The following is a 25,393-nucleotide window of genomic DNA, read 5'->3' on the forward strand; positions in this document are numbered from 1 at the left end:
ACCCCATGACCGCCTTGACAAAATACGCCCGGCTCGAAGCGACGGGCCTTTGGCGCGCCACGCCCGATGCGCAGCGGCGCGAGGTGATCGTCTCTATCGGTGATGCGACACTGGTGATCAGCGATCTCAAAGATCAGGCGCTGACCCATTGGTCGCTGGCTGCCGTCGACAGGACCAATCCCGGCCAGACCCCCGCGCTCTATCATCCGGACGGCGATCCGGGAGAGACGCTGGAACTGCCCGACAATGAAACCGAGATGATTGAGGCCATCGAAAAGCTGCGCCGCGCCATTAACCGCAGCCGCCCGAAGCCGGGCCGCTTGCGGTGGGTGGGCATGGTCGCCTCTGTCGCCGTGGTGGCGGCGCTGGCGGTCTTTTGGATGCCCGGCGCGCTGCGCGATCACGCGATCAAAGTGGTCCCAGAGGTCAAGCGCGTCTCATTGGGCACGGCGCTGCTGAAGCGGCTTGAACGGGTGTCCGGCCCCGCCTGCGAAAGCCCCGGCGGCAGTGCCGCGCTGTCGCGGCTCACCAAACGCTTGGAGGTGGGGCGCGTGGCGATCCTGCCCGATATGACCCGCGCCAGCCTGCATCTGCCGGGGCGTCTTATCGTACTCGACCGCGCGGTGCTGGAGGATTACGAAGAACCCGATGTTGCTGCGGGCTATGTGCTCACCGAAGATGTGGCACGCAGCGAACATGACCCGCTGCGCGCGCTGCTAGAGGCCGTGGGCCTGCGCGAAAACTTCCGCCTGCTGACCACCGGCGATATCTCTTCGGAAGCGCTGGACGCCTATGCCGAGCAACTGCTGATGCGCCCCGCCGCGACACCGAAAGTCGACGCCCAGTTGGCACGTTTTGCCAAGGCCGAGTTGCGCAGCAAACCCTATGCATTTGCCCGCGACATCACCGGCGAAAGCACCCTGCCCCTAATCGAAGGCGACCCGATGAACGGCAGGCTGACCGCGCCGCTGATGTTGGATGCCGATTGGCTGCGACTGCAAAGCATCTGCGGCGGCTGACTGAACGATCCGCCAAAGAAAAAGGCCAGCCGGGGGGACACCACGGCTGGCCTTTTTGCTTGTCCTTGCAATGCGCTTAGCGGCGCAGATAGGCGTCCCGGTATCCCGCCCGGCGCAGCTGACCAAGCGCCGCTTGGGCCGAGCCACCTGCGATGGGGCCCGCCTGAACGCTGTGATAGGTCTTGCCGCCGCGTGTCTGTTTGCCGATGCGGGCAGGCATGCCCATGGATGCGATCTGACGCGCCGCGCGCTGCGCATTGGCTGGGCTACCAAAGACACCAACCTGCACATAGCCTGCCTTGGTGCTGACCTGCGCCGCCGGGGCCGACCGGCTGGAATAGACCGGTGCAGCCTTAACCGGCGCGGTCTTCACCGGCGCTCTCTTGACGGGGCGGGCATCGCGGTGGATCGGCGCGGCATTGCGGTAGCGCAGAACACGTTTCACCACTTGGCCGTCCCGTTCAACAATCTTGACCACCCCCAGTTTGCGGCGCTGAGTTTCGATATCAAGATAGGGGTAGATCAGCGGCACTTTGGCGGTCACATCTTCGCCGGTGGCCTTGTTCACCAAACGGCGCGGCACGGTCTGGGTCCAGACCAGCAGCATATCGGCGCGGCCTTCCAAGGTCTGCTCGGCGCGGTGCGGGTTCAGACGGTCGTCCTCCCAGACCTTACGATAGCCGTGGGGAACTTTGACGTTTGTCGTGTTCAATCGGTTGATCGCCACATGTTTCGGCACGATCCGTGTTTGGGTGCCCACGGCCCGGGCAGGCGGCGCGCTGACCACCGGCGCCGCAACCACGGCGGGGGCGACGACACGTGCGGGCGCTGCGGCCACGCCGGGCATCATCCCTGCGCTACGGTAAGGCTGAGGGGCCGTGCCGCGCTGTGGGGTGGTGGGCGCAAGACGGCCTGTCACGATAGGTTCGGCCTGCGGGCCACAACGCACGCTATAGCCATCCCCGCGCCGCATATAGCGCTGCGACAGAGGCGAAGCGCCGGGGCAAGCGGTGACGAACCCAGCCGGTGCCGGAGCAGCCAGAGCGACGGGTTTGCTCGGCACCACGGGCACGGGGCGCGGTGCGGTTTCGCGCACGACTTTGGGGGCGGATGCGCGAACCGGGGCCGGAGCCACACGGCGCACCACCTTTTGCGGTGCGGGCCGGGCCACGGGGGCTTGCGGTTTCACCTTGGGCGCTTGCACTTCGGCGACGCGGGTCGGCGGCGTTTTGGCGGGGGCGGCTTCGACCTTGGTCTTCGCTGCTGTTGTCGCCTGTGCAGCCGCCACTTGCACGCCGTTCGTGGGCTGGAAACCACAGATCTGCTGGCGCGCGCGGCTCATGCGGGGGACCCATGACACATCGCCGTCGATGCCCGCACGGATGAACACACATCCCGCGCTGTCGACATATTGCTTGCCCTTGTAGGAAGACGGCGGAAACTCCGCTGGCTGGCTGCGGCTGTCTTGCGCTTGGGTCTGCGATCCGCCGACGCCCAAAGCGGCCACGATCACTGCCATGGCAATACTTTTGGTAAGTGTCATCTAATGCCCCCACACTATCTAGTAGAACGATGCCTCAGCGCGCGGCCTGAGTAAAGCACCACGCGCTGAATAGCGAAACTTACCGGATCACTTTGTGCCGAACATCCGGTCGCCCGCGTCGCCCAGACCCGGAATGATATAGCCCTTCTCGTTCAGCGCCTCATCCAGCGAGGCCGTGACGATGCGCACGTCCGGATGCGCGGCCTTCATCGTGGCCACACCTTCGGGCGAGGCGAGCAGGCAAAGGAAGATGATGTTGGTGGCCCCGGCCTCTTTCAGCAGGTTGATCGCCGCGACCGAGGAGTTGCCGGTGGCCAGCATCGGATCCACGGCAATGACCAGACGATCTTCCATCGCCTCGGGCACCTTGAAGTAATACTGCACCGGCTGCAGTGTCTCTTCGTCACGGTAGAGACCGACAAAACCGACCCGTGCCGAGGGGATCAGCTCCAGAACCCCGTCCATCAGCCCGTTACCCGCCCGCAGGATCGAGATCAGCGCAAGCTTCTTGCCGTCGAGCGTCGGCGCGTCCATCTCCTGCATCGGGGTCTCGACCCGTTTGGTCGTCATCGGCAGGCCGCGCGTCACCTCATAGGCCAAAAGCTGGCTGATCTCGCGCAGCAATTGCCGGAAGGCGGCGGTCGAGGTGGTTTTGTCGCGCATGATGGTCAGTTTGTGCTGCACCAGCGGATGGTCAACGATCGTCAGATGATTGGGGGTATCGGTCATGCGGCAGGCTCCTTTATTTGCCTCGCTTCTAGCCGCACAAGCGCCCCGCTCGCAAGCAAAGGCTGCGCGGCTAGGCGGGCACCTTTACCCCCAGATGCCCGGCGACAAGCGCCGCCACATCGGCAAAGCCGATCTGACCCAGCTCCCCTGCCCCGGTCCCGGCGACCAGCACCGGCACCCTTTCGCGCGTGTGATCGCTGCCTGCCCATGTCGGATCATTCCCGTGATCCGCCGTCACGACCAGCATGTCCCCCTCGCGCAGCGCGGCGATCACCTTGCCGATCTCGGTGTCGAACCACTCCAACGCGCGGGCATAGCCCGACACATCGCGGCGGTGACCATAAAGGCTGTCGAACTCCACGAAATTGGCAAAGGTCAGGCTGCCGTCTTCGGCCTCTTCCACCAGATCATGCAGGTGTTCCATCAGCTTGGCATCCGGCCCTTTGCGCAATTCATCAATGCCTTGCATGGTAAAGATGTCGCCGATCTTGCCCACCGCGTAGACCCGCCCACCGGCGTTTTGCACCCAATTGGTCAGCACTGGTTTCGGCGGCATGATGGCATAGTCGCGGCGGTTCGCGGTGCGCTGGAATGCGCCCGGTTCGCCGGTGAAAGGCCGCGCGATGACACGGCCCACCTTCATCTCATGCAGGCGGGGTGCGATGTCTTCGCAAAGCTTCAGCAAACGGTCGAGGCCAAAGGTCTCTTCATGCGCGGCGATCTGGAAAACACTGTCGGCTGAGGTATAGCAGATCGGCCAGCCGCTTTCGCAATGCGCCGCCCCCAGCCGCTCAATGATCGCCGTGCCCGAGGCATGACAATTGCCCAAGATGCCATCGGTGCCCGCCAGCCGCGCGACCTCTTCGGTCAGGTCGGCCGGAAAGGCCGGTGTTTCATCCGGGAAGTATTGCCAAGCCCAAGGCACCGGCAACCCCGCCAATTCCCAATGACCCGAAGGGGTATCCTTGCCCTGCGAAACCTCCGTCGCAGCACCCCAGCGGCCCTCTGGGGTCGCTCCCAAACCCGGCGCTTCCATCCCGCTGGCGAGCGTCAGCGCGGCACCCAGCCCCAACCGGTCAAGATGCGGCAGGACAAGCGGTCCGCTGCGGCCCTCTTCGGCCTCTCCCGCGGCACAGGACTGCGCGATATGGCCCAGCGTGTTGGCCCCGGTATCGGGCAGATCGCCGTTAAAGAAATCCCCGGCGTCCGGCGCGCCGCCGATGCCCACGGAATCGATCACGACCAAGAATGCACGTCCCATCAGCCGATCCTTTCCAAAATCAATTCCGGCGCTTTGATCGGCGTATCGCCCAGCGTAATTGCCGCCAAAACCGCCGCCTCTGCCGCATCCGCCGCCTCTGGCCCCGCCGCATGGATCAGTGCCAAGGGCTGGCCCGCAGGGACCTCATCGCCCAAGCGCAGCACTTCCGACAGGCCCACTGCCGGGTCGATCTGGTCCGCTTCAATCACCCGGCCACCGCCAAGATTGACCACCGCCATCCCAAGCGCCGCGCCGTCGATCTCGCTGACGGTGCCGCCGCGCGGCGCAGGCACAGCGCGGATCACCGGAGCTTTGGGCAGGATGCGCCCCCAGTTTTCGGCGAAATCGGCGGGCGCGCCCATGGCGCTCAGCATCCGAGTGAAATGTTCCAATGCGCGGCCATCGCGGACCGCCGCGCGCAGGGCATCGGCCCCGGCCTCGGCACTCGCGGCCAGTCCGCCATTGGCGAGCAGACCGCCCCCCAGTTCAGCCGTTACATCAAGGATTGGCCCGGTGGCCGCTCCGGTTAACACCCGCATCACCTCGGCCACTTCCAGCGCGTTGCCAAGGCTCGGCACCAGCGGCTGGTTCATGTCGCTGATCACCGCCGTTGTGGGGCAACCCGCCGCCGTGGCGGTGCCGCTCAGCGCTTCGGCCAAGGCGCGCGCCTGCGACAGTTCTTTCATGAAAGCGCCCGAGCCGACCTTTACATCCAGCACCAGCCCATCCAGCCCAGCGGCGAGCTTTTTCGACAGGATCGAGGCGGTGATCAGATCGAGCGAATCCACGGTCGAAGTCACATCCCGCACCGCATAAAGCCGCCGATCCGCCGGGGCGATGTCGCCGCTGGCGCTGACGATGGCGCAGCCCACCTCCCGCACGACCGCGCGAAACTGTGCCTCTTCCAATTGCGTGCTAACGCCGGGGATCGCCTCCAGCTTATCCAGCGTGCCGCCCGTGTGCCCCAAACCCCGGCCCGAGATCATCGGCACGTAAGCGCCGCAAGCCGCCAGCGCCGGGGCAAGGATCAGCGACACGCAATCGCCCACGCCGCCTGTGGAATGTTTGTCGAGCACCGGACCGTCCAAATCCCAGTCCAACACCTGCCCCGAATCGCGCATCGCAAGGGTCAAGGCCACCCGGCCCTGCTGGTCCAATCCATTGAGGCAGATGCCCATGGCAAAGGCCCCGGCCTGCGCGTCGCTGACACGGCCGTCGGCCAGCGCTCGGGCCATCCACGTCAGCGCCTCTGCGTCCAATGCCTCTCCATGGCGCAGCCGCGCCAGAATGTCCCGCGCGCTCATGAGGTTAACCCTGCATATGGGCGGCGCCAAAGGCCCCCGGAAGCAGGTCGCCCATGGTCATCTGCTGCTCTTTGCCCGCCACGGTCGCCATGGTCACCGACACCTTGTCGCCCGAAAACTCGGCCAGTTTCTGACGGCAGCCGCCGCAGGGGGTCACCGGCAGATCGCTGCCCGCCACCACATAGACCTCGGCGATGTCACGCTCGCCCGCTGCGACCATGGCGGCAATCGCCCCAGCCTCGGCACAGGTGCCCTGCGGGTAGGCGACGTTTTCGACATTGCAGCCGCTGAATACCGCGCCCGACGCCGTGCGGATCGCCGCACCGACCTTGAAATTCGAATAGGGCGCATGGGCATTTTCCCGCACCATCACAGCCGCTTCGCGCAAATCAGTCATTAGGCTCTCCCCTTTTCTCGGACTATAGGAAATTGCCCCGCCCTGTGCGATGCAAAACCACATGTCACCTCAATCGCCTCATAAAGCCTGCGTAAAATGACCTGCAAGGACGACGCTGGGGCAAAGCCACCCGCCGCCAAGACCGACCCGCCCAAATGCCGCTTTGCTTGCGCGCAAAAATTAGTTTAACGCTAAACCATTATTCGGGAGGAGCATGAACGATGTCCGACACCCCCAACTTGCGCCAAGCAGCATTGGACTACCACGAACACCCCCGGCCCGGTAAGCTGGAGGTCCGCGCGACCAAACCGCTGGCCAATGGCCGCGATCTGGCGCGCGCCTATTCGCCCGGCGTGGCCGAGGCCTGCATCGAGATCAAGAACGACCCCGACACCGCCGCCCGCTATACCTCGCGCGGCAATCTGGTGGCCGTGGTCACCAATGGCACCGCGGTGCTGGGGCTGGGCAATATCGGCGCGCTGGCCTCGAAACCGGTGATGGAGGGCAAGGCCGTGCTCTTCAAGAAATTCGCCAATATCGACTGTTTCGACATCGAGCTGGACCAAGCCGACCCCGAAAAATTGGCCGAGATCGTCTGCGCGATGGAGCCGAGTTTCGGCGCGATCAACCTCGAAGACATCAAAGCCCCCGATTGTTTCGTCGTCGAGAAAATCTGCCGTGAGCGAATGAACATCCCCGTTTTCCACGATGACCAACACGGCACCGCCATCGTCGTCGGCGCGGCTGCGAAAAACGCGCTACATGTGGCGGGTAAGAAGTTCGAGGACATCAAGATCGTCTCGACCGGTGGCGGGGCGGCGGGGATCGCCTGCCTCAACATGCTGCTAAAGCTGGGCGTGAAGCGCGAGAACGTCTGGCTGTGTGACATCAACGGGCTGGTCTATGAAGGCCGGACCGAGGACATGAACCCCAGCAAAGCGGAATATGCGCAGAAGTCCGATCTGCGCACGCTGGACGATGTGATCGACGGGGCGGACCTTTTTCTTGGCCTGTCGGGCCCCGGCGTGCTGTCGCCTGAAATGGTCGCGAAGATGGCCAAACGCCCGATCATCTTTGCGCTGGCGAACCCGACGCCCGAAATTCTACCCGATCTTGCCCGCGCCGTGGCACCCGACGCGATTATCGCCACAGGGCGCAGCGATTTTCCCAACCAAGTCAACAACGTGCTCTGCTTCCCCTTCATCTTCCGGGGCGCGCTGGATGTGGGCGCGACCACGATCAACGACGAGATGAAGATCGCCTGTATCGATGGTATCGCCGCCCTCGCCCGCGCGACGACAAGTGCCGAGGCGGCAGCAGCCTATCAGGGCGAGCAACTGACTTTTGGCGCGGAATACCTGATCCCGAAACCCTTCGATCCGCGCCTCATCGGTGTGGTATCCTCTGCCGTGGCCAAGGCCGCGATGGAGACGGGCGTGGCGGCGCGGCCCATCGAAGACCTCGACGCCTATAAACGCAAACTCGACGGGTCGGTGTTCAAATCCGCGCTGATCATGCGCCCGGTCTTTGAATCCGCCCGCTCCTCCCCCCGCCGTCTGGTCTTTGCCGAAGGCGAGGACGAGCGCGTGCTGCGCGCAGCGCAAGCGATCATCGAAGAGACGGTGGAACGGCCCATCCTCATTGGCCGCCCCGAGGTGATCGAACGGCGCATCGAAAAGGCCGGGCTGAACCTGCAACTGGGTCAGAACGTCGATCTGGTGAACCCCGAAAACGACCCGCGCTACCGCGACTATTGGGAGACCTATCACAGCCTGATGTGCCGCCGCGGCGTCAGTCCCGACATCGCGCGGGCGATCATGCGCACCAACACCACCGCCATCGGCGCGGTCATGGTGCATCGCGGAGAGGCCGACAGCCTGATCTGCGGCACTTTTGGCGAGTTTGGCTGGCATCTGAACTACGTCAATCAGGTGCTGGGCCGCGACGGTTTCCGCCCGCATGGCGCGCTTTCGATGATGATTCTCGAAGACGGGCCGCTTTTCATCGCGGATACGCAGGTGAACCTACACCCCACCCCCGAACAGATCGCCGAGATCGCCATCGGGGCTGCCCGCCACGTCCGGCGCTTTGGGATTGAGCCGAAAGTCGCGCTGTGTTCGCAAAGCCAGTTTGGCAATCAGGGCGAAGGGTCGGGCAAACGTCTGCGCGCGGCGCTGCAAATCCTCGACGCAGGCAACCACGATTTCGTCTATGAAGGCGAGATGAACATCGACACCGCGCTTGATCCAGAATTGCGCGCGCGGCTGCTGCCTTGCAACCGGATGGAAGGGGCCGCCAATGTGCTGGTCTTCGCCCATGCCGATGCCGCCTCGGGCGTGCGTAACATCCTGAAAATGAAGGGCGATGGGCTTGAGGTCGGGCCGATCCTGATGGGGATGGGCAACCGGGCGCATATCGTATCGCCCTCGATCACCGCGCGCGGGCTGCTCAATGTGGGCGCCATCGCGGGCACCCCGGTCGCGCATTACGGCTAAGCCCCCAAGCAAAACGCCGCCCCCTTCGGGGGACGGCGCTGCGTGGTCGGGGATAAGTTTATTTACGGGGCGTGGCGGGTTTGATGTCCGCGACGGAGGACGGGGCCTTGGCGGCGGGTTTTGCCGCGGCCTTGGCTTGCTTCTTCTTGTTGCTGATTTTGTCACCCATGGTCGGGCCCTTTGTCATGCGAGGGGCGCTGGCCTCATGCCGCGCCTAACCTCATCATGACAAGAATCCTGCCGCAAACTGATCCGTTTTCGACCGAGATGTCGCAAACAACGCGCCGCCCCGAGAGGCGGCGCAATGCCGCTTAGAACCGCCAGTTGAACGCGCGGCTCACGCCGATGCGCATGGTCCATTGATCATCAGAACCGGCCTGCGTGATCGGGCTGTCGGCGGCGTCATTCAGCAGATGCTGATAGGCCACGGCCCCCTCAAGCGCCCATGCCTCGTCCAGACGGTAGGTCGCCTGCACTTCGACGCCCGCCCCCAGCAGGCCGCCTTCGGCCTCATAGGCCGCCAAGGTCGGTGTGGCCGTGTCGACGCCGAAATAAGTGTCGGCATAGGTGTCATTGCCAAGGCTGAAACGCGGGCCTGCGGTGATGGTCCAACGCTCATCGGGGCGGAAAATCACGTCAGCGCCGATGTCGCCGGTCACGCCTTCATGCCCGCCAAACCCTTGGCGCACTTTGCCGAAGACCTGCCAGTTCACCTCGCGGTAGACCACGCCAAAGCCCAGTTCGACCGCCGCATCGATGTCCTCAAGCCCCGCCAGTTCGGGGTGATCGGAACTGTCACGCTCGCCCAGATAGCGGAACGCGCCAGTAAAGCCGAAACCGGTTTTGGGCGCTTCGCCGATGTTGGTACCGATCTTGCGCCCGCCCCATTCCAACGAGCCAAAGGTAAAGGCCAAATCCGGCGTCGCGCGGTAGCTGCTGGCGCCCGGATAATCAGGTGCCGCCCCCACCCCGCCGCGCAGGGCAAAGTTGAAGGAACGGTCCTGCGCCGCAACCGGCAGCGCGGCAACCATGGCGAGGCAGGAAGCAAGGGGCAGAGAAAGGGCGAGACGCATGTGGGCAGGCTCCAAAGGTAATAGGGTTTCGGGGCAATCTAGCATGACGCGCCGCAACTGACAGGAACAATAGCGATCCGCTTGCCGAAATCTTTCTAAGCGGCCAGAGTGGCTGGAAATATTTGCGCGTCAGTACAGCTATACCCGGCCCGCGGGTTTGCCGCACAGTGCAACAGGAGGAGGAACACCATGGGATACCGTGACACCTATGACCGCTGGCAGGCCGATCCGGAAGCCTATTGGCTGGAGCAGGCAGAGACGATCGATTGGGACATCGCGCCGACGCGCGCGCTGTATGACCGGGGCGACCATATCTATGAGTGGTTCGCGGATGCCAGTGTAAACACCTGCTACAACGCTGTGGACCGCCATGTCGAACAGGGCAACGGCAAGCGTGTGGCGATCATCTATGACAGCCCGATCACCGGCAATAAATCGACCCTGACCTATAGCGAGTTGCAGGCCCATGTCGCCTCGCTCGCCGGCGCGCTGGTGGCGCAAGGTGTGGAAAAAGGCGACCGCGTGGTGATCTATATGCCCATGGTCCCCGAAGCGGTGGAGGCGATGCTGGCCTGCGCACGGATTGGCGCGATCCATTCGGTGGTGTTCGGCGGCTTTGCCTCAAGCGAGCTGGCGGTGCGGATCGACGATTGCAAACCCAAGGCGATCATCGCCGCCTCTTGCGGGGTGGAGCCATCGCGGGTGGTGGATTACAAGCCCCTGCTCGACGGGGCTATCGAACAGGCCACGCATAAGCCCGACACCTGCATCATCCTGCAACGCGGCCAGAAACCCTGTGAGTTGAACCCCGAGCGGGACATTGACTGGTATGCCGCCCAAGACGGCGTGCGCCCCGCGCCTTGCGTCCCCGTTGAGGGGAACCACCCGGCCTATATCCTTTACACCTCCGGCACCACCGGCGCGCCCAAAGGCGTGGTGCGCCCCACGGCGGGGCATCTGGTGGCGCTGAACTGGACGATGAAAAACATCTATAACGTCAATCCGGGCGAGGTTTTCTGGGCCGCGTCAGACGTGGGCTGGGTCGTGGGCCACAGCTACATCTGCTATGCGCCGCTGATTGCGGGAAACACCACCGTTGTGTTCGAGGGCAAGCCCGTGGGCACCCCCGATGCAGGCACCTTCTGGCGGGTGATCGAAGAGCATGGCGTGTCGAGTTTCTTCACCGCCCCCACCGCGATCCGCGCCGTAAAACGCGAAGACCCCAAGGGCGAGGAGATCAAGAAATACGATCTATCGAGCCTGCGTGCGCTTTACCTCGCGGGGGAACGGGCCGATCCGGATACCGTCGAATGGGCGCAAGAAAAGCTGGGCAAGCCGGTCTACGATCATTGGTGGCAGACTGAAACCGGCTATACCATTGTCGGCAACCCGGCGGGGCTTGAGGCGCTGCCGGTCAAGGTCGGCTCGCCCACCGTGCCGATGCCCGGCTATGACGTGGAAATTCTTGATGAGCGCGGCGAACCCCTGCCTGCTGGAGAGTTGGGCGCGATTGCCATCAAGCTCCCCCTGCCCCCCGGCACCCTGCCCGGCCTGTGGAACGCCGAAGACCGGTTTCGCAAATCCTATCTCACCACCTTCCCCGGCTATTATGAGACCGGCGATGCAGGCCGGATTGATGAAGACGGCTATGTCTGGATTATGGCGCGCACCGATGACGTGATCAACGTGGCAGGCCACCGGCTGTCGACCGGGGCGATGGAAGAGGTCTTGGCGGGCCACCCCGATGTGGCCGAATGCGCCGTGGTGGGGGTCAGCGATGACCTCAAGGGCCAGTCGCCCGTGGGCTTTTTGTGCCTTACCAAGGGCGTCGACCGCCCGCATGAAGAAATCGTCGCGGAATGCGTCACCCGGATGCGCGAGCAGATTGGCCCCGTCGCCGCCTTTAAACAGGCCATTGTGGTGGACCGCCTGCCCAAGACCCGATCGGGCAAAATCCTCCGCGCGACCATCGTGAAAATCGCCGATGGAGAGGATTTCAAGCCGCCCGCAACCATCGACGACCCGGCAATCTTGGACGAGATTCGTGACGCGCTGAAAGGCATCGGCTACCCGCAGGCCTGACCAATAAACCTCAAGGCGGTGGACCTGCGCAGGTCTGGCGCTAAACTCTCACCCAAGGAAACGCACGGGCTTGCCTGCCCGCGCGTTTTTTTACAATTGCGCTGCTTGCGCGAAATATGCGAAGCGCCCTCGGAAATGCCCCGCAGCGGGGCCAACCACGACAGCACATCCAGTGGGTCTTTTCCCTCCCGGAGCATGCCCTCCGGCCGCGCAGAAAGGTTTTCGACGTGCAGACACCTTATTACCTGATCGACAAGGCCAATCTCCGCGACAATATGGAGAAGATCGCCCGCCTCCGCGCGCTTTCGGGCGCGCGTTGCCTGCTGGCGCTGAAGTGTTTCGCCACTTGGTCGGTCTTCGACTTCATGTCGGAGTATATGGACGGCTCGACCTCCTCATCGCTCTACGAAGTGCGGCTGGGGGCCGAGAAATTCCCCGGTGAGACCCACGCCTATTCCGTCGCCTATGCCGAGCATGAGATCGACGAGGTGCTGGGCCACGCCGACAAGATCATCTTCAACTCCATCGGCCAGCTCGATAAATTCGACGCGCAGTCGCGCGGGCATATCCGGGGGCTGCGGGTGAACCCCGGCGTCTCCACCTCCGACTTCGATCTGGCCGACCCCGCGCGGCCCTTTAGCCGTCTGGGTGAACACGACCCTGCGGCGATCGACGCGGTCGCAGACCGGATCGCCGGGCTGATGTTCCACAACAATTGCGAGAATGATGACTTCGCGCGTTTCGACGAGATGCTGACCCTGATCGAAGACCGCTTTGGCGCTGTGCTGCACAAGATGGACTGGATCAGCCTTGGCGGCGGCATCCATTTCACCGGCGCGGACTACCCACTTGATGATCTGGCGCTGCGGCTGAAATCCTTCGCCGAAGCCTTTGGCGTGCAGGTCTATCTGGAGCCGGGCGAGGCCGCGATTACCGGGGCTGCGACGCTGGAGGTCACCGTGCTCGACACGATGCACAACGGCAAGAACCTCGCCATCGTCGACAGCTCGATCGAGGCACATATGCTTGACCTGCTGATCTACCGCGAACCGGCCAAGATCGCGCCCGACACCGGCGACCACGAATGGATGATCTGCGGCAAGTCCTGCCTTGCCGGCGATATCTTTGGCGAGTTCCGTTTTGACGCGCCGCTAAAGGCGGGCGACCGCCTCTCGTTCCAAGACGCTGCCGGTTACACGATGGTCAAGAAAAACTGGTTCAACGGCGTCAAAATGCCCGGCATCGCAGTACGCGAGTTGGACGGAACCACCCGAATGGTGCGCGATTTCGACTATGACGATTTCGCCGCCGCCCTGTCGTGACAAGAAAGAGGTCAAAACTATGAAACGCAATGTTCTTATCATCGGCGCGGGCGGCGTCGCACAGGTTGTGGCGCATAAATGCGCTCAGAATAATGATCGTTTGGGTGAGCTTCATATCGCCAGCCGCACGGTTTCCAAATGCGAGGCGATCATCGCCAGCGTGCATGAGAAAAACGCGATGAAACAGGACGGCGTGTTCAAGGCGCACGAAGTCGATGGCATGGACACCGCCGCTGTCGCCGCCCTGATCAAGGAAACCGGCTGCCAGATCGTGATCAACGTGGGCTCGCCTTTCGTGAACATGACCGTGCTGCAGGCCTGCATCGACACCGGTGCCGCCTATATCGACACCGCGATCCACGAAGACCCCCGCAAGATCTGCGAGACCCCGCCGTGGTATGGCAACTACGAATGGAAGCGCCGCGAGGCCTGCGCCGAGGCGGGTGTGACCGCGATTCTAGGCGCTGGCTTTGATCCGGGTATGGTCAACGCCTTCGCCCGTTTCGCAGTTGATGAGTTCATGGACGAGGTCAAATCCATCGACATCGTCGACATCAACGCAGGCGACCACGGCAAGTATTTCTCGACCAACTTCGACCCCGAAATCAACTTCCGCGAATTCACCGGCACCGTTTACAGCTGGCAAGAAGGCGAGTGGCAAGAGAACAAGATGTTCGAAGTGGGCCGCGAATGGGATCTGCCCGTCGTCGGCAAGCAGAAAGCCTATATGTCGGGCCATGATGAGGTGCATTCGCTGGCCGCGAACTACCCCCATGCCGACGTGCGCTTCTGGATGGGCTTTGGCGATCACTACATCAATGTGTTCACCGTGCTGCAAAACCTCGGCTTGCTCTCCGAACAGCCTGTGACCACCGCCGAAGGGCTTGAGGTCGTGCCGCTGAAAGTGGTGAAGGCCGTACTCCCCGACCCGTCGAGCCTTGCGCCGAACTACACCGGCAAAACCTGCATCGGTGATCTGGTGAAAGGCGTGAAGGACGGCGAAGAGGTTGAGGTTTTTGTCTACAACGTCGCCGATCACAAGGAAGCCTATAACGAGGTCGGCAGCCAAGGCATTTCCTACACCGCAGGCGTGCCGCCCGTGGCCTTTGCGATGCTGATCGCCGATGGCACCTATGATGGCGGCACCATGGTCAATGTCGAAGAACTGGACCCCAAGCCGCTGTTCGGTCTGCTGGATGACATTGGCCTGCCGACCCGCGTGAAAGACGACAAGGGCGACCGCGCTTGGCACGAGGCCTGAGCCTCTCTTGAAACGCAAAAGGCGACCCCCGAGGGGGTCGCCTTTTTTTAATGCCAGCTACGAAAATCAGTATTTCGCAGCGAAGTCATCGACTTGACGCTCGGCCTCATCTTTGGCGATGCCATAGCGTTCTTGAATCTTACCCACCAGCTGCTCGCGGTTGCCGCGCGCTTCGGTGATTTCATCATCGGTCAGATCACCCCATTGCGATTTCACCGCGCCGGTCATCTGATTCCAATTGCCTTCGATACGGTCCCAATTCATGTCAGGTCTCCTTTCACAGGCTGTGAAGATGCGGGATTGTCCCGCTCTTGCAGGTACAACGCTGGCGCGAAGTCAGGGTTCCCTGTCCGAGGAGCGCAGAGGCGGAAAGACGCCGTCTGCAGGGCCGCAGTGACGGGGGACGTTAGTTGAACTGTTCCGAGATCAACCGCTCTTCCAACCCATGACCGGGATCGAAGAGGATCCGATGGCTTACGCTTGGATCCGAAGAGACCTCAACCGTGGTCACATCGCGGTGCGATTGCCCGTCGGCATCCGCCATCACGGGGCGTTTTTGCGGTTCTTGCACGTCAAAGCGCACCGTCGCCCGTTTCGGCAGCAACGCCCCGCGCCAGCGGCGTGGGCGGAAGGCGGCGATCGGGGTCAAGGCCAGCACATCCGAACCAATTGGCAGGATCGGCCCATGCGCGGAATAGTTATAGGCGGTGGAGCCCGCAGGCGTCGCCACCAGCGCCCCATCACAGACCAGTTCCTCCATCCGCTGCCGCCCGTCTATCGTGATGCGCAACTTGGCCGCCTGCGGCCCGGCGCGCAGCAGGGACACCTCGTTGATCGCCAGCGCGGTCGAGATGGTCCCGTCGATATGGGTGGCGCGCATGACCAGAGGGTTGATCACCGCCTCTTCCGCCGCCGCCAGCCGCGCTTGCAGGTCGCCCTCGCGGTAAGCGTTCATCAAAAAGCCGATGGTGCCGCGGTTCATCCCATAGACCGGTGCGTCCATGTCTTGGGTGCTGTGCAGCGTGTGCAGCATGAAACCGTCACCCCCCAAGGCCACGATCACCTCAGCCTGACGCAGGGATACGTCACCATAGCGTCCGATCAAAGCGGCCCGCGCCGTTTGGGCCACGCTGGCCCGGCTAGCCACAAAAGCGATCTTTAGAGACATGTCAGCAGGCTCATTCCGGCGAAGTTTCCGATCATCGGCGTTTGGGGCCAAAACAATCACATTATTCCGCGCGCCACCAGTGTTGACGCACATATCTTGCAACCTGTCGGTTTACAGCCTTCACCTCGGCCCGCGTTTCCGATAGGCAACACGCGAAACCAGCCCCAATGAGGATCCCCTGATGTCCGATTTCTTCACCAAATCTCTTGCTGATTCCGACCCGGCCCTCGCCGCTGCGATTGATGCCGAACTGGGCCGCCAGCGCGACGAGATCGAGTTGATCGCCAGCGAGAACATCGTCTCTGCTGCGGTGCTTGAGGCGCAGGGCAGCATCATGACCAACAAATACGCCGAAGGCTATCCGGGCCGTCGGTATTATGGCGGGTGCGAGCATGTCGACGTGGCCGAGAACCTTGCTATCGAACGCGCCTGCGCGCTGTTCGACTGCGCATTCGCCAACGTCCAGCCGAACTCGGGCAGCCAAGCAAACCAAGGTGTCTTTACCGCGCTGCTGCAACCCGGCGACACCATTCTGGGTATGAGCCTTGATGCCGGGGGTCACCTGACCCACGGGGCCAAGCCGAACCAATCCGGCAAATGGTTCAACGCTGTACAATACGGCGTGCGCAAGCAGGACAACCTGCTGGATTACGATCAAGTTGCCGAACTGGCGGCTGAGCATAAGCCCAAGATGATCATCGCCGGTGGCTCCGCCATTCCACGCCAGATCGACTTTGCCAAAATGCGTGAGATTGCCGACAGCGTCGGCGCCTACCTGCTGGTCGACATGGCGCATTTCGCGGGCCTCGTGGCGGCGGGTGAGCACCCCTCCCCCTTCCCGCATGCGCATGTGGCCACCACAACCACCCACAAAACCCTGCGCGGCCCGCGCGGCGGCATGATCTTGACCAATGACGAAGCGATCTCGAAAAAGATCAACTCGGCGATTTTTCCCGGCATTCAGGGTGGCCCCCTGATGCATGTGATCGCAGCCAAGGCCGTGGCCTTTGGCGAAGCACAGCGCCCCGAGTTCAAAACCTACGCCAAGCAGGTCATCGCCAACGCGCAAGCGCTGTCGGATCAGTTGATCAAAGGCGGCCTCGACACCGTGACACATGGCACCGACACCCATGTGGTGCTGGTCGATCTGCGCCCCAAAGGCGTGAAGGGCAATGACACCGAGAAGGCTCTGGGCCGGGCGCATATCACCTGCAACAAGAACGGCGTGCCGTTTGACCCCGAAAAGCCGATGGTAACCTCTGGCATCCGTCTCGGCTCCCCCGCGGGCACGACGCGCGGCTTCGGTGAGGCCGAGTTCCGCCAGATCGCCGATTGGATCATCGAAGTGGTCGACGGGCTTGCGGCCAATGGTGCTGAAGGCAATGCCGAGGTTGAGGCGAAAGTCGCCGCCGAAGTCGAAGCGCTGTGCCAGCGTTTCCCGATGTATCCGAACCTCTGAGAAGTTTGGCCCTCGCAGCGATGCGGGGGCCTTTCTTTGCCCGGAATCAAGGCGCCCTGCGCCGCCGGGCAGCGCCCGACCGCCCCATGGGCGGGCGCTGCCCTCTGATGCTCTGTCACGCTCCCCCTTGCCGATCCCCTCCCCCCGCGCCACATTCTTCTGCAAAGGAGAACCGCATGATCATTCACCCCAAAGGCAGCCGCCCCTCTGAACCCGGCCCCGAAGATTACTTCACCGGAGAGGTCGAGATGGCCCCGCTGATCTCTGCCCCGGCCCCCGCCCGCCTGCGCGGGGTGACGGTGACCTTCCAACCCGGAGCGCGCACGGCGTGGCATGTCCACCCCTTGGGCCAGACCCTGATCGTCACCGAAGGCACCGGCCGCGCCCAGACCGAGGGCAGCCCGGTGCAAACGCTTAACAAAGGCGATGTCGTCTGGTTCGGCCCCGGAGAGAAACACTGGCACGGCGCCGCGCCAGACAGCGCCATGACCCATATCGCCCTGCAAGAGGCGCAGGTCGGCGAGGCTGTCGAATGGATGGAAAAGGTGACGGACGCGGATTACGACCCGGCCTAAGCCCTTGGGCGCGGCGGCTTAAACGTAGCCGCGCCACCAAAGCCAGATCACGAAGCCCACGAAAACCACGAGAATGTTAAAGGCCACTCCCGCCAAACGATCCAGAATGATCCCGCGCCGCCGGGCCTTGGGGTCGATCTCACGCAGATGCGCCGTGACCCGGTTGAAGGCCGCCCAAACGGGGGCATCCTCCAGCTGGCGGGCGATATGAGGGTTTGCGACCAGATGCTCGGTCTTGCTCAGCAACACCCCATCGCCGCGAATGCCGCGCGGCAGTTCCGGTCCGGCGCGGTGAAACGCCTCGCGCAGATCGCGGGCTTTGATGCGCAGCCGATCCTCGAACAGGGGGCGCAGCGCCTCGGCGCGGGTGTTGAAATCTTGGCGGTCAATCATGCGCGCATCTAATCGCTCTGGTCCCCGGGCTGCAATGCCCGTAATTTGACCGCATGTTGAATTACACCGAATATGGCGAAGCCGCCGCCGACCGTCCGTCCCTGTTTATCGTTCATGGCCTCTATGGCTCTGGCCGCAACTGGGGCGTCATCGCGAAACGTCTTTCCGACAATCGCCACGTCGTCACGGTGGACATGCGCAACCACGGCAGCAGCCCGCATCACGACACCCATAGCTATCCCGAGATGGCGCAGGACCTGGCCGAGGTTATCACGCATCTGGGCGGCCCGGTGGACATCTGCGGTCACTCCATGGGCGGCAAGGCGGTGATGATGCTGGCGCTGACCCAGCCCGATCTGCTCCGCCGGGTGATCGTCGCCGATATCGCGCCCGTCACCTATGGGCACACACAGCAGATGTTCATCGACGCCATGCGCGGCGTGGACCTCACCCAGATCGAACGCCGCTCGGACGCCGAAGCGCAACTGGCCACAGCCGGGGTAGAGCGCGCGTTGCAGAGCTTCTTTACCCAATCGCTCGACGTGCCCGGAAAACGCTGGCGGCTGAACCTTGACGCACTCGAGGCTGAGATGCCCAAGATCATCGGCTGGCCCGATGATGTGAGCGGGCAGTTCGAGGGACCGACCCTGTTCCTCTCGGGGGGGGCCTCGGACTATGTTCAGCCCGAACACCGCGAGGCGATCAAGGCGCTTTTCCCGCAAGCGCGCTTTGCCAAAATTCCCGGCGCGGGGCATTGGCTCCACGCGGAAAAACCGCGCGAGTTCGAGGCGACGCTGCGCATCTTCCTTAATACCGAAGGGTCTGACTAGCCAAGCTGATCCCTTCAGCAGCCCCCTAAGGCCCCCCGGATCGCTGCCCTTGAGGGGGTGAAGCCACAGCGCCACCCTTATTTCTCGGGCCGTGATGGCCATTCCCCCCTTGCAGCCAGAGCCGCCTTGCCTATAAGGCAGGACAATTTGCAAATTTAGGGGGCCGCCATGCCGAAACGTACCGACATCCAGTCGATCATGATCATTGGTGCGGGGCCGATTGTCATCGGACAAGCCTGCGAGTTTGACTATTCCGGCGCTCAAGCCTGTAAGGCGCTGAAAGAGGAAGGCTACCGCGTCATCCTCGTCAACTCCAACCCGGCCACGATCATGACCGATCCCGGGCTCGCCGATGCCACCTATATCGAGCCCATCACACCTGAAATCGTCGCCAAGATCATCGAAAAAGAGCGCCCCGATGCGCTGCTGCCCACCATGGGCGGCCAAACCGGGCTGAACACCTCGCTCGCGCTCGAAGAGATGGGCGTGCTTGAGAAATTCGGCGTCGAGATGATCGGGGCCAAGCGCGAAGCCATCGAAATGGCCGAAGACCGCAAGCTCTTCCGCGAGGCGATGGACCGTTTGGGCATCGAAAACCCCAAAGCCACCATCGTCACCGCGCCCAAGCGCGAGGACGGCAAGAAAGACCTCGCCGCTGGCGTGAACCTCGCCCTTGAGGCGCTGGAATACGTCGGCCTTCCCGCGATCATCCGCCCCGCCTTTACCATGGGCGGCACCGGCGGCGGCGTGGCCTACAACCGCGAGGATTACGAATTCTACTGCCGCTCGGGCATGGATGCCTCGCCGATGGGGCAAATCCTCGTCGATGAGTCGCTGCTGGGCTGGAAAGAATACGAGATGGAAGTGGTGCGCGACACCGCCGACAACGCCATCATCGTCTGCTCGATCGAGAACATCGACCCGATGGGCGTGCATACCGGCGACAGCATCACCGTGGCCCCGGCCCTGACGCTCACGGACAAAGAGTACCAGATCATGCGCAACCACTCCATCGCCGTGCTGCGCGAGATCGGAGTAGAGACCGGCGGCTCCAACGTGCAATGGGCCGTGAACCCCGCCGATGGCCGCATGGTCGTGATCGAGATGAACCCGCGCGTTTCGCGCTCCTCGGCGCTGGCGTCCAAGGCCACCGGCTTCCCCATCGCCAAGATTGCGGCGAAGTTGGCCGTGGGCTTTACGCTGGACGAGCTCGACAACGACATCACCGGCGTCACGCCCGCGTCTTTCGAGCCGACCATCGACTATGTGGTCACCAAGATCCCCAAATTCGCCTTTGAGAAATTCCCCGGAGCCGAGCCTTACCTCACCACCGCGATGAAATCGGTGGGCGAGACCATGGCCATCGGCCGCACCATCCACGAAAGCCTGCAAAAGGCGCTGGCGTCGATGGAATCGGGCCTCACCGGCTTTGACGAAGTGGCCATCACCGGTCTCAACAGCGACCTGCCCGGCGACGCGCCAGAGAATATGGCGGCGCTGATCAAAGCCGTGTCGGCCCCGACCCCTGACCGGATGCGCACCATTGCCCAAGCGATGCGTCACGGCATGTCCGACGACGATCTGCACGCGCATACCATGTTCGACCCGTGGTTCCTTGCCCGGATCCGCGAGATCATCGAAGCCGAAGAGGGCATCCGCGCCAGCGGTCTGCCCGACGATGCAGATACCTTCCGCGAGTTGAAAATGATGGGCTTCACCGATGCCCGGCTCGCCATGCTGACTGACAGCCGCGAGGCGCAGGTTCGCGACGCGCGGCTGGCTCTCGGCGTCAAAGCCGTCTTCAAACGCATCGACACCTGCGCCGCCGAATTCGAAGCGCAGACCCCCTACATGTACTCCACCTACGAAAGCCCGCTGATGGGCGAGGCGGAATGCGAAGCGCGGCCATCAGACCGCAAGAAGGTCGTCATCCTTGGCGGTGGCCCGAACCGCATCGGCCAAGGCATCGAGTTTGACTACTGCTGCTGCCACGCCTGCTATGCGCTCACCGACGCGGGCTATGAGACCATCATGGTCAACTGCAACCCCGAGACGGTCTCGACCGACTATGACACCTCGGATCGCCTGTACTTTGAGCCGCTGACCTTTGAACACGTGATGGAAATCCTGCGCGTCGAGCAGGAGAACGGCACGCTGCACGGCGTCATCGTTCAGTTCGGCGGCCAGACCCCCTTGAAGCTTGCCAATGGCCTGCAAGAGGCCGGCATCCCGATCCTCGGCACCACGCCCGACATGATCGATCTGGCCGAAGACCGCGAGCGTTTCCAGCAGCTTGTGCTGAACCTTGGCTTGAAACAACCACACAACGGCATCGCCCATTCCGACGCCGAAGCGATGGAAATCGCCAAGGAAATCGGCTTTCCGCTGGTGATCCGCCCCTCCTACGTTCTGGGTGGCCGCGCGATGGAGATCGTCCGCGATCAGGCCAGCCTCGAGCGCTACATCACCAATGCGGTGGTCGTGTCCGGCGACAGCCCGGTGTTGCTCGACAGCTACCTGTCGGGCGCGGTCGAGCTGGATGTCGACGCCCTCTGCGACGGCGAGAATGTGCATGTCGCGGGCATCATGCAGCATATCGAAGAGGCGGGCGTTCACTCCGGCGACAGCGCCTGCTCCCTGCCGCCCTACTCGCTCCCGCGCGAGATCATCGCAGAGGTCGAAGAGCAGACCCGCGCGCTGGCAAAAGCGCTCAACGTCGTGGGCCTGATGAACATCCAGTTCGCGGTGAAAGACGGCGAGATTTACCTCATTGAGGTCAACCCCCGCGCCTCGCGCACCGTGCCCTTCGTGGCCAAAGCGACGGACAGCGCCATCGCCTCCATCGCCGCGCGGATCATGGCCGGGGAGCCGCTCAGCAACTTCCCGCAGCGCCCGCCCTACCCCGATCAGGCCGCATATGAAGACACCCTTCCGCTGGGCGATCCGATGACACTGGCCGACCCGAACATGCCGTGGTTCTCCGTCAAAGAAGCGGTGCTGCCCTTCGCCCGCTTCCCCGGCGTCGACACGCTTTTGGGGCCGGAAATGCGCTCCACCGGCGAGGTCATGGGCTGGGACCGCGACTTCCCCCGCGCCTTCCTCAAGGCGCAGATGGGCGCTGGCAACCCACTGCCGCGCAACGGCTGTGCCTTCCTCTCGGTCAAGGACGCCGACAAGGGCCAAAACATGCTGGAGGCCGCGGAAATCCTGCTGGACCAAGGCTTTACCCTGATCGGCACCCGCGGCACCGCGGAATGGCTCACCGCCAATGGCCATGCCTGCAATGTGGTGAACAAGGTCTACGAGGGACGCCCCGACATCACCGACATGATGAAAAACGGCGATGTACATCTGGTGATGAATACCACCGAAGGCGCGCAGGCGGTCGAAGACAGCAAGTCGATCCGCTCTATCGCGCTTTACGACAAGATCCCCTACTTCACCACCGCCGCAGGTGCCCATGCCGCGGCACTGGCGATCAAGGCGCAGGCCGAGGATGCAATCGGTGTGAAAGCGCTTCAGGGGTAAGAAATCGGGGCTGTCCATTGGGCAGCCCCTTTTTTCAGGCGGCGCAGTGCCCGCTTAGCTGATGACGCACCTTATCCAGCAAAGCTGGGGCGCGAAACGCATCCTTGTGGCATGCGACACGCTGACCTCTTTGGCTTCCAAGCCGATCTGCGCAATCGGTTCGTGGGTAAAACTTGTCTCGACCAGCACCAGACGGTCGCCATCGGCCATCAGCGGCACGCGCTCACGCGAGAGACCGGCGATAAAGTCGAGATCAAGCAGGCTGTCCAGACCGATCCCCTGCGAGAAATCCACCGCGAGGATCCGACGGCCCAGACTGTCACAGTCCAGAATGCAGCGCACCTGAGTGATCCGCAAAGAGACCTCATACCCGGTGAGTTGCTCTGCGACCGATTGCAGCCCCAAGAGGTCATTGGCGGTGATTGGCGTCGTCTGGCGCGACAGGCTGTCGGCGATGACGGCGGTGGCATCGGTCGCCATCCCGCGCACCCGAAAGGCATCCGTGAAGGTCAGCATCGCCATGATCGACCAAACCAGCAAAGGCAGCAGCACCAAGAAGGCAAGCGTCTGGCTGCCCTCTTCGGACTGGAAAAAACGCTTTAAAGAAATCGCCCTCATCCGCGTGGCTCCGTTACGAAAGCGGTGGTGACCCGCACGCCGTATTGCCCGTCGGAGCCTTCGGGCAGTTGACGGCCTAAACCGGTCCCCGGCAAAAGTGGCTCAAAAAGACGACATACGCGCATCATCATCAGATTGTTCTGCTGGCCGGGCAGAAAGCCGTTTGCCGGGTCGAAATCTTCGTCCCGGTCCACGCAAGGCGCAGGGCCGCCCAAGTCAGCCCAATCGGCAATCGGCAAGGCGCGCATCTCGATCCGGATATTCTCTAGGCAGCCCGCATCAAATACCGAACGCTCGCAAATCAGCGCTTTCATCGCGTCATAGCCCGGCGTGGCGCCAGTCGCCAAACGCACGTCCCGCACGGCCAAATTCGTGGCACGGCGCAGCATGATCTCACGCGCGCTCCACAGACCGGTCTCAAGCGCGAGGAAGAAGAAGTAAAAGACCAGCGGCAACAGGATGACGAACTCAACGGTGACCCCGCCCGCCTCGGATCGGCGAAAGCGGTCTTTGAGAAAGCGGATCATTTCGTCAGCCTCAGCATAGAGATGGACGCGGCGATCATGTCGAATGCGGTTTGGATTTCCAAACCCTGAACGTCGAAGTAATGGGCCTCGGATGAGGCGCAATCTTTCAGGAGGTTGAGTGAGTTGGTACTTTCGACATCCATGCCGATGGAATAGACCACGACCCCAGCGGTATTCGCGACACCGCAGATTTGACGCAGCCGCCGGTCCTTCTCGCTCGCACTGATTGTGTTATGCATGTTGGCCCAGAAGCTGCTCGCAAGGGAGCTCCAAACCTGCGATCCGCCCCACCAGGTCACCGATCGCCGCCGACCATAGAGATTATATCCGTAGTAGTAGGGGGACATCTCTGCCCAAACCTCGGGCCAGTCGAGCCGCTCTTCCTCTCCCTGACTCTTATATTTCTCTAAACTAGGATGATTAAGCAGTGTGGTGTCATGCCACATCCGGTCGGACCCCCAAGGATGGGTCGCGTAAAAGTAGGCTTCGGGATAGGAATTATCCCCGTCGTACTCGTTTGAGCGTTCCGCCGAATCCGTTGTATAAAACACGACCGAACCGTAATCAGTGCGGATAACGTCGGACTCGCCAGATGCATATTCGGGCTCAAGTCGATATTCCGGATAGTTCTCACCATCCGTCATCAGCACCAGTACTTTCATGCTGTTCTCAGCGCCATGCGGATGTGGACGGCCTTGGAACTCAGGTTCCACCAAACCGGCGTTGATCAATCCGTTCACTGGCTCTTGCGCGGAGGGGTCAAGCAACGCCAACCCCCATTTCGCACCAACATCGATCGACGTTGACCCTTCGGCGGTCAAGGCAAGAATTTGCGATCTCAGTACCGATACCGAGTCCGACAGTGGCGTGATCGCAAAGCCCCCGTCTTTACGGCAAACCCACTGGCCACGATCCCGATCAGAAGTCGACATGCTCTGGAACTGAAAGTGTCCGGTCCGCTGGATCTGTTGGTCGGGATCGATTGATAAGGAGCCGTAATCATTCGCGTCAAAATCTACGCAATGCGAATAGTTATGCTCTGTGGTTGCTGCATATTGGCCCAGCAGAGCCTCCCCTGCGTTAACCTTCGTCGAATAGGGAACAATCGAAATCGACACACGCCCCTCTTCGGAATCGCTTAGGATTGTCTCCACGAAATCGATGGCCGCGCGCTTAAGCAGGGTCAGCTTAATCCCGCTTCGGTCGCTGGTTTCCTCCCCCATCGACCCCGACACGTCGAGCACGAGCGAAATCTCGATATCTTCCACCCGCTCGGTCGCCTCTGACGTGATCGTCATGCCGAGCGTGTCGATGTCGAAAAACCGGAAGAAATAAGTGTTCAGCCCGGCGGGAAGCGAGGCTTCGACCGTCCGCCCCACCAGAATGCCGCCGATCTTTTCTTCGCTCGTGTCGATCGCCACCTCGGAGGGGTCAAGCCCCGCAGACGTCAGGTAGCTGCGCACGACCTCTTCGGGGTCGAGGTTTTGCGACAGGCTGGCCGCGGCCAGCACGGCATTGTCGAGGTGGGTCTGAAATGTGGTCCGCGTCCGCTCGTGGTTCGCCAGATCCACGGCCAGACCGCCAAAGATCGTAATGCCGAAAAACACGACCAACATGAGGACCAGCATCCCGCCGGCCTCGTCCTTGGAAAAACGCTTCACTCGATCGAAAAGCATTCGACTAATAACTTTGCGCCTCATGACACCTCTCTTTTTCGGAGGTTGAATTCGTGAGCAAATTCTGTGCTCTAGGCTGCGGCATCCGTCATTGATGGACCTGTAAATCACGCGCCGAAATGGCCGCCGCCCT

The 25,393-nt window shown here is 62.5% G+C and carries 22 protein-coding genes; 9 read left to right on the plus strand and 13 right to left on the minus strand.

Going from position 1 to position 25,393, the window contains the following annotated elements; translation table 11 throughout:
- Window positions 1–5 precede the first annotated feature (5 nt).
- The gene (locus B5M07_RS13440; protein ID WP_120351685.1) at window positions 6–1,019 is read left to right on the plus strand and encodes a hypothetical protein; all 1,014 of its coding nucleotides are present in this window, start codon (window positions 6–8) and stop codon (window positions 1,017–1,019) included.
- Between the two features lie 76 nt (window positions 1,020–1,095).
- Here B5M07_RS13440 and B5M07_RS13445 read toward each other — a convergent pair whose 3' ends face one another.
- The 5 genes from B5M07_RS13445 to B5M07_RS13465 form a co-directional block, all read right to left on the minus strand.
- Complete coding sequence (locus tag B5M07_RS13445; RefSeq protein WP_120351686.1) at window positions 1,096–2,562, minus strand: SPOR domain-containing protein; 1,467 nt, start codon at window positions 2,560–2,562, stop codon at window positions 1,096–1,098.
- 87 nt (window positions 2,563–2,649) lie between these two features.
- Window positions 2,650–3,291: a uracil phosphoribosyltransferase gene (gene upp / locus B5M07_RS13450; protein WP_067626049.1), complete on the minus strand. Its 642-nt coding sequence runs from the start codon at window positions 3,289–3,291 to the stop codon at window positions 2,650–2,652.
- Between the two features lie 70 nt (window positions 3,292–3,361).
- Window positions 3,362–4,552 (minus strand): phosphopentomutase, encoded by a 1,191-nt coding sequence (locus tag B5M07_RS13455; protein WP_120351687.1) that lies wholly within the window; start codon window positions 4,550–4,552, stop codon window positions 3,362–3,364.
- Entirely contained in the window at window positions 4,552–5,856 is a 1,305-nt protein-coding gene (locus B5M07_RS13460) for a thymidine phosphorylase (RefSeq protein ID WP_120351688.1), read from the minus strand. Before B5M07_RS13460 ends, B5M07_RS13455 begins: the two co-directional genes overlap by 1 nt.
- 4 nt (window positions 5,857–5,860) lie before the next feature.
- Window positions 5,861–6,253 (minus strand): cytidine deaminase, encoded by a 393-nt coding sequence (locus B5M07_RS13465; RefSeq protein ID WP_120351689.1) that lies wholly within the window; start codon window positions 6,251–6,253, stop codon window positions 5,861–5,863.
- A gap of 221 nt (window positions 6,254–6,474) precedes the next feature.
- Between B5M07_RS13465 and B5M07_RS13470 the strand changes: the two genes are divergently transcribed.
- The gene (locus B5M07_RS13470; protein ID WP_067940135.1) at window positions 6,475–8,748 is read left to right on the plus strand and encodes an NADP-dependent malic enzyme; all 2,274 of its coding nucleotides are present in this window, start codon (window positions 6,475–6,477) and stop codon (window positions 8,746–8,748) included.
- A 58-nt stretch (window positions 8,749–8,806) separates the two neighbouring features.
- On the opposite strand, the gene B5M07_RS13475 is transcribed toward B5M07_RS13470, so the two are convergent.
- Both B5M07_RS13475 and B5M07_RS13480 read right to left on the minus strand, forming a co-directional pair.
- Entirely contained in the window at window positions 8,807–8,917 is a 111-nt protein-coding gene (locus B5M07_RS13475) for a malic enzyme (protein ID WP_120351690.1), read from the minus strand.
- Window positions 8,918–9,059: 142 nt separating this feature from the next.
- Window positions 9,060–9,821 (minus strand): MipA/OmpV family protein, encoded by a 762-nt coding sequence (locus B5M07_RS13480; RefSeq protein WP_120351691.1) that lies wholly within the window; start codon window positions 9,819–9,821, stop codon window positions 9,060–9,062.
- Window positions 9,822–10,010: 189 nt separating this feature from the next.
- Between B5M07_RS13480 and B5M07_RS13485 the strand changes: the two genes are divergently transcribed.
- The 3 genes from B5M07_RS13485 to B5M07_RS13495 all read left to right on the plus strand — a co-directional run bounded on the left by B5M07_RS13485 (window position 10,011) and on the right by B5M07_RS13495 (window position 14,486).
- A complete protein-coding gene (locus B5M07_RS13485) occupies window positions 10,011–11,903 on the plus strand; it encodes a propionyl-CoA synthetase (protein WP_120351692.1) in 1,893 nt (630 codons plus the stop codon).
- 227 nt (window positions 11,904–12,130) lie between these two features.
- A complete protein-coding gene (locus B5M07_RS13490) occupies window positions 12,131–13,225 on the plus strand; it encodes a carboxynorspermidine decarboxylase (RefSeq protein ID WP_120351693.1) in 1,095 nt (364 codons plus the stop codon).
- Between the two features lie 19 nt (window positions 13,226–13,244).
- Window positions 13,245–14,486 carry a saccharopine dehydrogenase family protein gene (locus B5M07_RS13495; RefSeq protein WP_120351694.1) on the plus strand — a complete coding sequence of 414 codons (1,242 nt, stop codon included), beginning with the start codon at window positions 13,245–13,247 and terminating at the stop codon, window positions 14,484–14,486.
- Window positions 14,487–14,552: 66 nt separating this feature from the next.
- On the opposite strand, the gene B5M07_RS13500 is transcribed toward B5M07_RS13495, so the two are convergent.
- Window positions 14,553–14,750 carry a CsbD family protein gene (locus tag B5M07_RS13500; RefSeq protein WP_067937510.1) on the minus strand — a complete coding sequence of 66 codons (198 nt, stop codon included), beginning with the start codon at window positions 14,748–14,750 and terminating at the stop codon, window positions 14,553–14,555.
- Between the two features lie 142 nt (window positions 14,751–14,892).
- Complete coding sequence (locus B5M07_RS13505; RefSeq protein ID WP_120351695.1) at window positions 14,893–15,654, minus strand: NAD kinase; 762 nt, start codon at window positions 15,652–15,654, stop codon at window positions 14,893–14,895.
- Window positions 15,655–15,835: 181 nt separating this feature from the next.
- Between B5M07_RS13505 and glyA the strand changes: the two genes are divergently transcribed.
- Both glyA and B5M07_RS13515 read left to right on the plus strand, forming a co-directional pair.
- Complete coding sequence (gene glyA / locus B5M07_RS13510) at window positions 15,836–17,113, plus strand: serine hydroxymethyltransferase (protein ID WP_067940144.1); 1,278 nt, start codon at window positions 15,836–15,838, stop codon at window positions 17,111–17,113.
- 176 nt (window positions 17,114–17,289) lie between these two features.
- A complete protein-coding gene (locus B5M07_RS13515) occupies window positions 17,290–17,688 on the plus strand; it encodes a (R)-mandelonitrile lyase (RefSeq protein WP_067916484.1) in 399 nt (132 codons plus the stop codon).
- 18 nt (window positions 17,689–17,706) lie between these two features.
- Here B5M07_RS13515 and B5M07_RS13520 read toward each other — a convergent pair whose 3' ends face one another.
- The gene (locus B5M07_RS13520; RefSeq protein ID WP_120351696.1) at window positions 17,707–18,081 is read right to left on the minus strand and encodes a hypothetical protein; all 375 of its coding nucleotides are present in this window, start codon (window positions 18,079–18,081) and stop codon (window positions 17,707–17,709) included.
- A gap of 53 nt (window positions 18,082–18,134) precedes the next feature.
- Here B5M07_RS13520 and B5M07_RS13525 point away from each other — a divergent pair, with 53 nt between their 5' ends.
- Window positions 18,135–18,911 carry an alpha/beta fold hydrolase gene (locus B5M07_RS13525; protein ID WP_120351697.1) on the plus strand — a complete coding sequence of 259 codons (777 nt, stop codon included), beginning with the start codon at window positions 18,135–18,137 and terminating at the stop codon, window positions 18,909–18,911.
- Window positions 18,912–19,079: 168 nt separating this feature from the next.
- Window positions 19,080–22,439 (plus strand): carbamoyl-phosphate synthase large subunit, encoded by a 3,360-nt coding sequence (gene carB, locus B5M07_RS13530; protein WP_120351698.1) that lies wholly within the window; start codon window positions 19,080–19,082, stop codon window positions 22,437–22,439.
- A gap of 54 nt (window positions 22,440–22,493) precedes the next feature.
- On the opposite strand, the gene B5M07_RS13535 is transcribed toward carB, so the two are convergent.
- From B5M07_RS13535 to B5M07_RS13545, 3 genes are read right to left on the minus strand one after another with little or no spacing between them, the layout of a single operon-like run.
- Complete coding sequence (locus B5M07_RS13535; RefSeq protein ID WP_120351699.1) at window positions 22,494–23,057, minus strand: hypothetical protein; 564 nt, start codon at window positions 23,055–23,057, stop codon at window positions 22,494–22,496.
- Window positions 23,054–23,584: a TadE/TadG family type IV pilus assembly protein gene (locus B5M07_RS13540; RefSeq protein ID WP_120351700.1), complete on the minus strand. Its 531-nt coding sequence runs from the start codon at window positions 23,582–23,584 to the stop codon at window positions 23,054–23,056. Before B5M07_RS13540 ends, B5M07_RS13535 begins: the two co-directional genes overlap by 4 nt.
- On the minus strand, window positions 23,581–25,284 hold the full coding sequence (locus B5M07_RS13545) for a TadE/TadG family type IV pilus assembly protein (protein WP_120351701.1): 1,704 nt from the start codon (window positions 25,282–25,284) through the stop codon (window positions 23,581–23,583). Before B5M07_RS13545 ends, B5M07_RS13540 begins: the two co-directional genes overlap by 4 nt.
- Window positions 25,285–25,393 lie beyond the last annotated feature (109 nt).

Origin of the sequence: Sulfitobacter sp. D7 (genome assembly GCF_003611275.1) — a bacterium.
Classification (GTDB): Bacteria; Pseudomonadota; Alphaproteobacteria; order Rhodobacterales; family Rhodobacteraceae; genus Sulfitobacter; species Sulfitobacter profundi.

Coding starts and splice junctions, on each gene's coding strand:
- B5M07_RS13440 (WP_120351685.1), top strand. CDS start 6: ATGACCGCCTTGACAAAATACGCCCGGCTCGAAGCGACGGGCCTTTGG.
- B5M07_RS13445 (WP_120351686.1), bottom strand. CDS start 2,562: ATGACACTTACCAAAAGTATTGCCATGGCAGTGATCGTGGCCGCTTTG.
- upp (WP_067626049.1), bottom strand. CDS start 3,291: ATGACCGATACCCCCAATCATCTGACGATCGTTGACCATCCGCTGGTG.
- B5M07_RS13455 (WP_120351687.1), bottom strand. CDS start 4,552: ATGGGACGTGCATTCTTGGTCGTGATCGATTCCGTGGGCATCGGCGGC.
- B5M07_RS13460 (WP_120351688.1), bottom strand. CDS start 5,856: ATGAGCGCGCGGGACATTCTGGCGCGGCTGCGCCATGGAGAGGCATTG.
- B5M07_RS13465 (WP_120351689.1), bottom strand. CDS start 6,253: ATGACTGATTTGCGCGAAGCGGCTGTGATGGTGCGGGAAAATGCCCAT.
- B5M07_RS13470 (WP_067940135.1), top strand. CDS start 6,475: ATGTCCGACACCCCCAACTTGCGCCAAGCAGCATTGGACTACCACGAA.
- B5M07_RS13475 (WP_120351690.1), bottom strand. CDS start 8,917: ATGGGTGACAAAATCAGCAACAAGAAGAAGCAAGCCAAGGCCGCGGCA.
- B5M07_RS13480 (WP_120351691.1), bottom strand. CDS start 9,821: ATGCGTCTCGCCCTTTCTCTGCCCCTTGCTTCCTGCCTCGCCATGGTT.
- B5M07_RS13485 (WP_120351692.1), top strand. CDS start 10,011: ATGGGATACCGTGACACCTATGACCGCTGGCAGGCCGATCCGGAAGCC.
- B5M07_RS13495 (WP_120351694.1), top strand. CDS start 13,245: ATGAAACGCAATGTTCTTATCATCGGCGCGGGCGGCGTCGCACAGGTT.
- B5M07_RS13500 (WP_067937510.1), bottom strand. CDS start 14,750: ATGAATTGGGACCGTATCGAAGGCAATTGGAATCAGATGACCGGCGCG.
- B5M07_RS13505 (WP_120351695.1), bottom strand. CDS start 15,654: ATGTCTCTAAAGATCGCTTTTGTGGCTAGCCGGGCCAGCGTGGCCCAA.
- glyA (WP_067940144.1), top strand. CDS start 15,836: ATGTCCGATTTCTTCACCAAATCTCTTGCTGATTCCGACCCGGCCCTC.
- B5M07_RS13515 (WP_067916484.1), top strand. CDS start 17,290: ATGATCATTCACCCCAAAGGCAGCCGCCCCTCTGAACCCGGCCCCGAA.
- B5M07_RS13520 (WP_120351696.1), bottom strand. CDS start 18,081: ATGATTGACCGCCAAGATTTCAACACCCGCGCCGAGGCGCTGCGCCCC.
- B5M07_RS13525 (WP_120351697.1), top strand. CDS start 18,135: ATGTTGAATTACACCGAATATGGCGAAGCCGCCGCCGACCGTCCGTCC.
- carB (WP_120351698.1), top strand. CDS start 19,080: ATGCCGAAACGTACCGACATCCAGTCGATCATGATCATTGGTGCGGGG.
- B5M07_RS13535 (WP_120351699.1), bottom strand. CDS start 23,057: ATGAGGGCGATTTCTTTAAAGCGTTTTTTCCAGTCCGAAGAGGGCAGC.
- B5M07_RS13540 (WP_120351700.1), bottom strand. CDS start 23,584: ATGATCCGCTTTCTCAAAGACCGCTTTCGCCGATCCGAGGCGGGCGGG.
- B5M07_RS13545 (WP_120351701.1), bottom strand. CDS start 25,284: ATGAGGCGCAAAGTTATTAGTCGAATGCTTTTCGATCGAGTGAAGCGT.